The 10,688-nt window shown below is 72.3% G+C and carries 10 protein-coding genes; 7 read left to right on the forward strand and 3 right to left on the reverse strand.

Features of this window, described 5'->3' with window-relative positions; genetic code table 11:
• From LQ222_RS25400 to LQ222_RS25425, 6 genes are all read left to right on the forward strand, one after another.
• A partial coding sequence (locus LQ222_RS25400) for a dipeptide/oligopeptide/nickel ABC transporter ATP-binding protein (protein ID WP_230169672.1) occupies positions 1–763 on the forward strand: 763 nt, incomplete at its 5' end.
• Complete coding sequence (locus tag LQ222_RS25405; RefSeq protein ID WP_230169673.1) at positions 760–1,497, forward strand: hypothetical protein; 738 nt, start codon at positions 760–762, stop codon at positions 1,495–1,497. The genes LQ222_RS25400 and LQ222_RS25405, both read left to right, overlap by 4 nt.
• Positions 1,498–1,659: 162 nt before the next feature.
• Complete coding sequence (gene modA / locus LQ222_RS25410) at positions 1,660–2,430, forward strand: molybdate ABC transporter substrate-binding protein (RefSeq protein ID WP_230169674.1); 771 nt, start codon at positions 1,660–1,662, stop codon at positions 2,428–2,430.
• A gap of 14 nt (positions 2,431–2,444) precedes the next feature.
• On the forward strand, positions 2,445–3,125 hold the full coding sequence (gene modB, locus LQ222_RS25415) for a molybdate ABC transporter permease subunit (protein WP_230169680.1): 681 nt from the start codon (positions 2,445–2,447) through the stop codon (positions 3,123–3,125).
• The gene (gene modC, locus LQ222_RS25420; protein ID WP_230169675.1) at positions 3,125–4,237 is read left to right on the forward strand and encodes a molybdenum ABC transporter ATP-binding protein; all 1,113 of its coding nucleotides are present in this window, start codon (positions 3,125–3,127) and stop codon (positions 4,235–4,237) included. Before modB ends, modC begins: the two co-directional genes overlap by 1 nt.
• A 234-nt stretch (positions 4,238–4,471) precedes the next feature.
• Complete coding sequence (locus LQ222_RS25425) at positions 4,472–5,269, forward strand: enoyl-CoA hydratase/isomerase family protein (RefSeq protein WP_230169676.1); 798 nt, start codon at positions 4,472–4,474, stop codon at positions 5,267–5,269.
• Between the two features lie 12 nt (positions 5,270–5,281).
• On the opposite strand, the gene LQ222_RS25430 is transcribed toward LQ222_RS25425, so the two are convergent.
• Positions 5,282–6,535 carry an MFS transporter gene (locus LQ222_RS25430; protein WP_230169677.1) on the reverse strand — a complete coding sequence of 418 codons (1,254 nt, stop codon included), beginning with the start codon at positions 6,533–6,535 and terminating at the stop codon, positions 5,282–5,284.
• A gap of 192 nt (positions 6,536–6,727) precedes the next feature.
• Between LQ222_RS25430 and LQ222_RS25435 the strand changes: the two genes are divergently transcribed.
• The gene (locus tag LQ222_RS25435; RefSeq protein ID WP_230169678.1) at positions 6,728–8,347 is read left to right on the forward strand and encodes a thiamine pyrophosphate-dependent enzyme; all 1,620 of its coding nucleotides are present in this window, start codon (positions 6,728–6,730) and stop codon (positions 8,345–8,347) included.
• Positions 8,348–8,677: 330 nt separating this feature from the next.
• On the opposite strand, the gene LQ222_RS25440 is transcribed toward LQ222_RS25435, so the two are convergent.
• On the reverse strand, positions 8,678–9,844 hold the full coding sequence (locus LQ222_RS25440; RefSeq protein WP_230169679.1) for an epoxyalkane--coenzyme M transferase: 1,167 nt from the start codon (positions 9,842–9,844) through the stop codon (positions 8,678–8,680).
• 3 nt (positions 9,845–9,847) lie between these two features.
• Entirely contained in the window at positions 9,848–10,153 is a 306-nt protein-coding gene (locus LQ222_RS26265) for a heme-binding protein (protein WP_256444064.1), read from the reverse strand.
• Between the last annotated feature and the right edge of the window lie 535 nt (positions 10,154–10,688).

Below are 10,688 nucleotides of genomic sequence, written 5' to 3' on the forward strand. Positions count from 1 at the left end.
CGCGCGGCTGCTGGCGCCGCCCTCGCCACCGCCGCGCCGCCCGCCGCCGCCCGCCGCGCCGGTGCTGGCGGCGCGCGGGGTGGTCGTGCGCTACGGGCGCGGAACGCCGGTGCTGGATGGCGTGGACCTGGCGTTGCACCGTGGCCGGACGCTGGCCGTCACGGGGCCGTCCGGCTGCGGCAAGACCTCCCTGGCGCTGGCGCTTCTGCGCCTGGTGCCGTCGCAGGGCGAGGTGCTGCTGGATGGCGCGCCGATCCCGCCGGGGCGCGCCTGGCGGCGCCGCGTGCAGATCGTGTTCCAGAACCCCGCGGCCAGCCTGTCGCCGCGGCGGTCGGTCGCGGCCACGCTCACGGAGCCGCTGCTGCTGCACGCGCGCGGGCTGGATGCCGCGGCGCGCGCGGCGCGGGTGGCGGCGGCGCTGGCCGAGGTGGGGCTCGACCCCGCGCTCGGCGCACGCATGCCGGCGGCGCTGTCGGGCGGGCAACGCCAGCGCGTGGCGATCGCGCGCGCGCTGATCGCCGGGCCCGACGTGCTGGTGCTGGACGAACCGACCTCGGCGCTGGACCGCAGCGTCGAGGCCGAGGTGCTGGCGTTGCTCGCGCGGCTGCAGGCGGCGCGCGGCTTCGCCTGCCTGCTGGTCACCCACGACCCGCGCGTGGTGGCCGCCCTGGCCGACGACGAACTGCGCCTGGAAGCCGGGCGCGTGCGCGCGCGACTGGTGCACGAGAGCCTTCCCACCCCACAGATGGAGATCATCGCATGACCGAAGCCACCACCGGATCGGACCTCCCCCCGCGCTTCGCCGTCGCCGCCACGCCGGCGCAGGCAGCCGCGCTGCTGCCTTCGCTCGGCCGCGTGCTGGTCGGGCTGTCGGCCGGGGGGGCGACGCATGAACGCATCGGCGTGGTCGAGACCGCCGTGGTCGATGGCGGCGCGCTGCGGATCGGCGGCAGCGCGCATGACGCGGTGCTCGCGCTGGAGCCGGTGGCGCGCATCGTCGCCGACCGCACCGGCGGCATGCGCGGGCGCGTGTTCCCGCGCATCGAGTTCCGCGACGGTGACGACCGGCTGCTGATGTCGGTTACCGCGATGGACGGGCTCGAGCCCTTCGACTCGGCGCTCGCGGCATGGGTGGGCGCGACCGAGGATGCGCCGCCGCGCCCGGAATCCTCCGGCGGCGGCGAGCTCGCCGCGGACGATGCCGGCGCCGGCCTGCTCGAGGCGCTGCGCGCCAGCGGCGGACAGGTCGAGATCGCGCTCGCGGCCGGACCGGCACGCCAGGCCTGGCGCGGCGTGATCGAGGACATGAAGCCCGCGATGGGCTTCGCCAACATCATCCGGTCCGACTTCCACCTGCACTGGCGCGGCGGCAGCCTGGGCGGGCTGCGCGCGGCGGGGGACGCCTTCGAGGCGCTGGACGCTGAGGGTGGCGCGACGGGGCTGACCTTCCGCCCGCTCGATGCGGAAGCGCGCAAGGCGCTGGCCACGGCAGCCTGACGGGCGCCGCGGCGCGCCCGCGACGGGTCGCGACGGCCGCGGCAGGGCGAAGGTGTCGCCGGCCCCGCCGTCGCGCGCCGCCGCCCGCCGCGGCCGGGCGGTGGACCCCCGCACGGCGCTCGGCTATTTCCCGAGGGACACAACGGCCCCGGGAGGTGCGCGATGCTCCGTCGTCCCGTCCTCGCGGCGTTCGCCGCCGGCCTTGGCGCGGTGCCGGCCGCGCACGCCCAGGACAGCCCCACCGTCTTCGCCGCGGCGAGCCTGACCGATGCGCTGCGCCTGGTTGGCCAGGACTGGGCGGCGCGCGGGAATCCCGGCCCGCGCTTCTCCTTCGCGGCCTCCTCCGCGCTGGCGCGGCAGATCGACCAGGGCGCGCCCGCCGACATCTTCGTCTCCGCCGACGAGGCCTGGATGGACCATGTGCAGGCGCGCGGCCTGATCGTGAACGCCACGCGCATCAGCCCGATCGGCAATGCGCTGGTGCTGGTCGCGCCGCGCAGCGATGCGCGCGACATCCCGCTGGCGCGCGGCACCGACCTCCTGGCGCTGCTCGGCCCCGCCGGCCGCATCGCGACGGGCGATCCGGCCCATGTGCCGGTCGGGCGCTATGCCAGGGCGGCGCTGACCTGGATGGGCCAATGGGACGCGATCGCCCCGCGCCTCGCCCGCGCCGACAATGTCCGCGGCGCGCTGCTGCTGGTCGAACGCGGGGAGGCGCCCTTCGGCATCGTCTATGCGACCGACGCCCTGGCCAGCCAGCGCCTACGTGTCGCCGGCATCTTCCCCGCCGAGAGCCATGTCCCGGTGACCTATCCCTTCGCGCTGACACGCCGCGCCGAAGGCCATGCGCAGGCGCGCGCCTTCCTCGCCTTCGCCACCGGCGCCGGGGCGCAACCGGCGTGGCGGCGCTTCGGCTTCCGCATCGCGCAGTGAGCCTCGGCCTGTCCATGGAGGAGTGGCAGGCGGTCCGCCTCAGCCTCGAAGTCGCCTCGCGCTCGGTGCTGATCTCGCTGCTGCCCGCGATCGGCATCGCCTGGCTGCTGGTGCGCGGCCGCTTCCCCGGGCGGATGCTGCTGGATGCCCTGGTGCACCTGCCGCTCGTGGTGCCGCCTGTGGTGGTGGGCTGGGGGCTGCTGATGCTGTTCGGGGTGCGCGGGCCGATCGGCGGGCCGCTCCATGACTGGTTCGGCATCCGCCTGGTCTTCACCACCGATGGCGCGGCGCTGGCGACCGCGGTGATGTCGTTTCCCCTGATCGTGCGATCGGTGCGCCTTGGCCTCGAACAGGTCGATCCGGGGCTGGAGGCGGCGGCACGCACGCTCGGCGCCGGGCCGCTCGACCGCTTCCTGACCGTGACGCTGCCGCTGATGTCGCCGGGCATCCTGGCCGGCGCCGTCACGGCCTTCGCCGCGGGCCTGGGCGAGTTCGGCGCGGTCATCACCTTCGTCTCGAACGTGCCGGGCGAAACGCAGACCCTGCCGCTCGCGATCTACAGCGCGACCCAGACGCCCGGGGGCGAGGCGGTCGCGGCGCGCCTGGCCGGCATCTCCTTCCTGCTCGCGATATGCGGGCTGCTGCTGGCCGAGGTCATTGCCCGGCGGATGCACCGCCTGCTGGGGCGTGGCTGATGCCGGGCATCGCGCTGCGACACGCCTTCGGGCGGCACGGCTTCGTTCTTGATGCCGCCTTCGACGTGCCGCAGCGCGGGGTGACCGCGCTGTTCGGCCCGTCGGGCTGCGGCAAGTCCACGATCCTGGCCGCCGTCGCCGGCCTGCTGCGCCCGCAGCAAGGGCGGGTCGAGGTCGGCGGGGCCGTGCTGCTGGACACCGCGCGCGGCGTCTGCGTGGCGCCGGAGCGCCGGCGCTGCGGCGTGGTGTTCCAGGATGCGCGGCTGTTCCCGCATCTCAGCGTGGAGACCAACCTGCGCTACGGGGAGCGCCGCGCGCCGCGCGACACGGCGGGGCCGGGCTTCGACGAAGTGGTCGCGCTGCTCGGCATCGGGCACCTGCTGGCGCGCCGGCCGGCGGGTTTGTCGGGCGGCGAACGACAGCGCGTCGCGCTCGGCCGCGCGCTGGTCGCGCGCCCGCGGATCCTGCTGATGGACGAACCGCTCGCCGCGCTCGACGCGCCGCGCCGGGCCGAGGTGCTGCCATTCCTGGCGCGGCTGCGCGACGTCGCGGGGCTGCCGATCCTGTATGTCACGCACGCGCTGGAGGAGGTCGATGCGTTGGCCGACCACCTGGTGCTGCTGGATGCCGGGCATGTCGTGGCGGAGGGACCCGTCGCGACGCTCGCGGCGCGCACCGACCTGTCGCTGGCGGCGCGTCGGGATGCGGGCGTGCTGCTGGACTGCACCGTTGCGGATGTCGCGACGGATGGGCTGACGCGGCTCGACTTCCCCGGCGGCGTGCTGGTCACGACCATGTCCCCGGGCGCGTCCGGCACGCGCCTGCGCCTGCGCATCAGGGCACGCGATGTGGCCGTAGCGACCGCGGAGCCGCATGGCATCTCGACCCACAATGTGCTGCGTGGAACGCTGGCCGAGGTCACGCCCGTTTCGGGCACGCCCGAGGTCTTCCTGCGGGTGGCAATCGGGCCCAGCGACATCCTTGCCCGCGTCACCCGTGACAGCGTCGCGCGGCTGGGCCTGGTGCCCGGCATGGCGGTGTGGGCGCTGGTGAAGGCGGTGACCTTCGACCATCGGCTGGCCAGCAGCCCGCCGGCCGCCGCGCAGGCGTGACGAAGGCGTGGGAACGAGGCTGGTGGCGGGCGACCGAGACGTCCGGATAGGATGCGGTAGGCGCGCGACCGGCGGCGCTATCGCGCGTGCCGGGGGAGCGCGAGCGGTTCGTGGCCGGCGCGCATGCCTGCGGCCGCCACATGCAGCCGGCCGCCCTGGACCCCGGCCACGGCCGGCGGCCTGGACAAACCCGGCCGGGACCGGATGCTGTGCGCAACCGCGGAGGACCCGACATTGCCCGTCCTGGAAACCGAGCGTCACGGCCAGGTGCTCGTGATTCGCATGAACCGGCCGGAGCGCCTCAATGCGCTCAACGAGGAACTGCGCATCGCCCTGGCCGAGACCTGGTCGTCCTTCCGCCACGACCCGGATCTCGAAGTGGCGGTGTTGACCGGCGCCGGGCGCGCCTTCTGCGCCGGCGAGGACATGAAGGAGACGCTGGCCAACAAGACCCCGGGCGGAAAGAAGCTCGCCATCGAGGACCCCTTCGCCACCGGCCGGCTCGAGAAGCCGGTCATCGCCGCGGTCAACGGCTTCGCGATGGGCGGCGGCTTCATGCTGGTCGAGCGGACCGACCTGCGCGTCGCCGCGACGACGGCGATCTTCGAAGTGTCGGAAGCGAAGCGGTGGCTGCTCGGCGGATACAATCACGGGCATCTCGCCAACCTGCCCTTCCCGATCGCGATGGAGATGGCGATGGGCTTCCGCTTCACGGCGGAACGCTTCTACCAGCTGGGCTTCGTGAACCGGCTGGTGGAGCCGGACCAGGTGGTGCCGGCGGCGATCGAGATGGCGAACCACCTGCTCACCCTGCCGCCGGCCGCCCGCGTCAACACCGTGCACATGATGCGCCGCATGCGCCCGGCGCCGACGCCGGCGCAACGCGACCTCGCCGCGGCGCTGCACGACCACGGCGCGAAGGGCGACCTGCTGGAGAGCCGCGCGGCCTTCGCCGAAAAGCGCGCGCCGCGCTTCGCCGGATGGGACGACCCGCAGGACCGGTACCGCCTGCCGGATCTGCAGGAGCCATAGCCAGCGGCCGGCTCATGGCCGGTTGAGCGCGTTCGCCGGCGCATCGGCGGGCCAGAGATGCGCGCGCCAGCGCCATGCAATGGCCGCGGTGCAGGCCAGCGCCGCACCGGCATAGGCCAGTCCCGTGGCGGCGAAACCGACCCAGGCGATCAGCGGCCCCGCCGCGATCAGGCCCACCGGCAAGCCATAGACCGCCAGCATCCGCAGGCCCATCACGCGACCGCGGAAACGTTCGTGCGAAACGCGCAGGATCAGCACAGCCAGCGGCACCATGCAGAAGGACTGCACGAAGCCCGCCAGCGCCAGGACGATCATGCCCGTGCCGGGCGTGGCGACCACCGCGAAGACCATCAGCAGGGCAAACCAGATCGTCGATCCGAACAGCAGGGTCCGCGCCGGCGGCAAGCGGCCGCCCTGCGCGCTCAGGATGATCGACCCGACCAGCGCGCCCGCCGCGAAGCTCGCGACCAGCGAGCCGAGCCCGGTCTCGCTGATGCCATAGACGTCGCGCGCGACATACGGCAGCAGGCCACCCGTCAGCGGATAGGCCAGCGCATTCGCGAGGAAGGCGACCAGCAGGGCCGCCGTGAGCGGCGGCGTCGCGCGCACATGCGCCACGCCTTCCGCGAGCTCCCGGCCGATCGCCGCGATCGACCTTGCGCCGCCATTCGGCTGCGATTCCTGCACCCCGCGCATCAGCAGGAGACTGACGAGATAGAGCCCCGCCACGGCGACATAGGCCGGGCCGATGCCGATCCAGGCCGCCAGTGCGGCCCCGGTCAGCGCGCCCGCGACGCGCGCGGCATCGGCGCTGGTGCGCTCGACGCCCATCGCGCCCATCAGGAGCGCTGGCGGCATGGTCGCGCCGATCAGCGCATTCCGCATGCCCATGTCGGAAGGACGCACCAGCCCCGACAGCGTCGCCACGCAGAACACCGCGACGATGCCCAGCGTCCCTGTCAACGCCATCGCCGCGAGCGTTGACGCCAGCACCAGGTAGGTCGCCCGCATCGCGACCAGCACGCGCCGGTGGCCGATGCGGTCGCCCATCACGCCGACCATCGGCGAGACCAGCGTGCCGACGAATTGCAGCGCCGCGAAGATGGTGAGCCAGACGACGGACCCGCTTTCGCTGAGCACGTACCAGGAGAGGATCAGCGTCTCCATCTCGAAGGCCCAGGAGGTGGTGAGGTCCGAGGGCCATTGGAACCGGAACGACCGCTGGCCGAAGGGCGCGAGCATCGGGACGCGCGAAGCCTTGCTCACCTGGCGAGGCCGCCGGCCATGGATGGTTTCCCCCTTGCGCCGCGGCGTTGTCCGCCGCTGCCGCCACTATGCGGGGACTCGCGGCCGGTGCGAAGGGCCACGCGGCAGGCCCTTGGCGGGCGCGCCATTCGGTGTTGCCATCCCCGGGACATGCGCGCCGATGCGCTGTCTTCCCGGAAGGAGCCGACCACCATGCCGCGCATGACCGGTGGCGATGCGATCGTCGACAGCCTTCTGCGCCACGGGGTCGATACCGTGTTCGGGCTGCCCGGCGTGCAGATGTACGGGCTGTTCGACGCCTTCGCCCGCAACGCCAACCGCATCCGCGTGATCAATGCCCGGCACGAGCAGACGACCGCCTACATGGCGCTCGGCCATGCCTGTGCGACGGGGCGGCCCGCGGTCTATTCGGTGGTGCCCGGCCCGGGCATGCTCAACACAACCGCCGCGTTGTCGACGGCCTGGAGCGTCAATGCGCCGGTGCTGTGCCTGACCGGCCAGGTGCCCTCGGCGCTGATCGGCAGGCTGCGCGGCCAGCTGCACGAATTGCCCGACCAGCTGGCGACGCTGCGGACCCTGGTGCGGCACGCCGATCGGATCGAAGACCCGACCGAGGCACCGCGCAAGGTCGCCCGCGCCTTCCAGGAGATGATGTCGGGGCGGCCCGGCCCGGTCGCGCTCGAGATCCCGCTCGACCAGTTGCCGGCCGCCGCCGAGGTGACGCCGTGCGACCCGCTGCCGCTCCATGCCAATCCAGTACCGGACCCGACCAGGATCGCGCAGCTGGCCGGGATGATCGACGCAGCTCGCCATCCGATGATCTGGGTCGGCGCCGGCGCGATGGATGCGGGGCCGGAGATCCTTGCCCTGGCCGAGCGCATCGGCGCGCCCGTGCTGCGGTATCGCGGCGGCCGCGGCATCGTCGATGACCGGCATCCGCTCAGCCTGACCGTGCCGGCCGGCTACCGGTTGTGGCCCGGGACCGACCTGCTGATCGGCTTCGGCTCGCGCCTCGATGTGCCGGTGGCGCGCTGGGGCAGGATGCCGCCGGGCTTGCGGATCGCGCGCATCGACATCGACCCGGCGGAGATGCGACGCCTTTCCGTCGACCTCGGCATTGTGGCGGATGCCGCCGATGCCGCACGCGCCATCACCGCGAGCGTCGCATCGCGCGCAGACCCGGACCGCGCGGCGGCGATCGCGCGCGCCAAGGCGGAGGTCGCCGCCGAGATCCAGTCGCTCCAGCCGCAGATGTCCTTCCTGGAGGCGATCCGCGATGCGCTGCCGCAGGACGGCATCTTCTGCGACGAGATGACGCAGGTCGGCTACGTCTCCGCGTTCGGCATGCCGTTCCACGCGCCGCGCACGGCGATCGGGTCTGGCTTCTCGGGCAATCTTGGCGCCGGCTTCCCGACCGCGCTGGGCGTCAAGGTCGCGCATCCCGACCGCGCGGTGGTGGCGGTGACCGGCGATGGCGGCTTCCTGTTCGGCGGATCGGACCTGGCGACCGCGGTGCGCTACGGCATCAACCTGGTCACGGTGCTGTTCAACAATGCGTCCTACGGCAATGTCCTGCGCGACCAGCGCCGCCTGTTCGATGGCCGGCATTCCGGCGCCGAGCTGACCAATCCCGACTTCCAGGCCTATGCGAAGGCCTTCGGCGTGCGGTCCTGGCGCGTGGCCGATGCCGCCGCCTTGCGCGACGCGGTGCGCGACGCCTTGGCCGCCAACGCGCCATGCCTGGTCGAGGTGATGACCGACATCACGCGCGAGCCGTCGCCGTTCCATTTCATCTCGCCGCACCGGGGCTGACCGTCGCGCGGCGGGGCGGTCTGCCCGCCAGGATATGCTGGCCATGCGTGCCGGCGGTATTCGCCAGCGTCGCTGATCAGGACGCGCCGGCCGCGCGCAGCGATGCAACAGGCGCGCGCGGATCCGCCCCACGCAGCGGCGCGGAAGTCGACCCCACGCGTCGCGGCTGGGTGCAACGGCTCCGGTCCGTTGGTTTCACGCGCACCGTCACCCGATCGGGACCCGCCCCAGAGCATGCTGCGTTCGCTCGGGCTCACTTCGCAGGCTCTAGCCTATAGTTTTCCGAGCATCTTCACGCGGTCAGATGAGTCCATCTGAACGCGATCTGCCTTAACGGAACAGCCTGCGCGAGGCGATCCGCGCGCCTTCCGCCATCGCGCGGATCTTTCCCCAGGCGACGTCGCCCGCCACGCGGCCGCGGCCGGCCGAGGTGTCGAAGCCGCAATCGGTGCCGGCCATGACGCGGTGCGGATCGCCGATCACCTGCGCCACACGTTCCAGCCGCTCCGCGACGACCTCCGGGTGCTCCACGAAGTTCGTGGTGGTGTCGATCACGCCGGCGACCAGGACCTGGTCGTCCGCCAGCGGTAGCTTCGAGAACACCCCGACCTCGTGCGAATGGCGCGGATTGGCGAAGGGCAGCACGAGGCCGCCCACCTTGGCCTTGAGGATGACCGGCAGGATGTCCTCCAGTGGCACGTCGGCATCGTGCGGGCCTTCGTAGTTGCCCCAGCAGACATGCAGCCGCACCCGGTCGCGCGGGATGCCCGCGAGCGATTCATTGATCGTGGCGACGACGCGCTCGCAGAAGTCGATGAAGTCGGCCAGCGGGCGATCCTGGTAGGAGCCGTGCCGTTCCAGCGCCAAGTCCGGGCAGTCGAGCTGCAGCAGGAAGCCATGGGCCACGATGGCGCGGTATTCGACGGCCAGCGCGCGGCCGAGCGCGGCGAAGTAGCGGTCTTCGGTGTCGTAGAAGCGGTTCTCGACGATCGACCCGATGATCCCGGGCGAGGGCGCAGCCAAAAAGGCCTCGGCGTAGCGACCCTGTTGCGCGGCGAGCGCCGCGGCGAAATCGTCGCATTCGGCGTCGATCACGGTGGGGTCGCCATAGGTCACCTCGGCGATCGCGGCGGGGAGGTGGCTGGTATGCGTGACGGCCTCGGCCGGTGCGCCCTCGCTCAGCGCCGCCTGGTAGTCCGGATAGGCCTTCAGGTCCTGCCAGGTCGGCCGGGCGCTTGCCCCGCCCAGCCCTGTCAGCCGGTGGCGCAGATAGAGCACGAAGGATTCGCGCTGCTGTTCCCCGTTGTTGATGACATCGAGGCCGCAATCGATCTGCCGGGGCACGATATCCTGCAGCGCGGCGTTGCCGGCCGCCGCGATCTCGGCCTCGTCGACCGGTTCCCCGCGGACGCGGCGCGCATACAGGCGCGTGAGCGCGCGCGGCCGCGGCAGGCTGCCGGTATGGGTGGTGAGGATGCGGGTGTCGCTGCGCTGCATGGTTCAGGTCACCGGCACGCCGGGGGCGTCGCGCGCGACGTTCGTGGCGTGGCCGCCGCTGGCCCCGACCGCACCCACCATCTGCCCTGCGCCCATCACCGGACATCCTCCCCCGAAGATCGCCAGCCGCGGCGCTTGCGTGATGCGGTGCGGAGCGGCTGGTTGTCCCTGGTGAAAGCGTAGCAGAGATGGTTGGCGACGCACCGCCCGATGTGACGCACGCGGTCTCCGGCCCGATCTTTGCGCTGATCGGGGAGGCTGGGCGGCACACGCGTCGTGCCTTCGGGTCGGCGAGGCCGATGCCGACATGCCCTTGGCGCGGCTTACGTATGGCCGTGACCGCCGGTTTGCTTGGGGGGCGGGCGCGCCGGAGGCTTGGCGCCATGCGACGCCTGTTGAGCGTCGCGGTACGGTTCGAGGCTATGGTGCCGGCACGCGGATTTGAACCGCGGACCTACTGATTATGAATCAGTGATCATGCCTACGGTGATACCGTTTCTCCTGAAGTGTTCATGAAGCAAAACATTGTTTTGGCGTCTCTTTATATCTCTGCCCGTCTAGACAAATCTCTCCGACGCAGCGCGTTTTGTGCCCCCGGTGTGCCCCCGTAGCTGGTCCGCTCGTATCGTCACGCGGGCCATGCACGCACGCCGCACAATGAGGATCACATGAGGCGGGATCTCCGTGATGACTGGATCAGGGCCCTCGAGGCGCCAACAACGGTCGTGTCCCATCGCGTGGTGTAGGAGCGATGATCGCTGGCGGGTTGGGCCGCCGTGTCATGCTGTCACGGCGGACAGGCTGACATGGGGAGTGTCGCTGACGGCGCCGATGGTTTCCAGGG

Source organism: Roseomonas sp. CECT 9278, assembly GCF_918698155.1.
GTDB lineage: Bacteria > Pseudomonadota > Alphaproteobacteria > Acetobacterales > Acetobacteraceae > Neoroseomonas.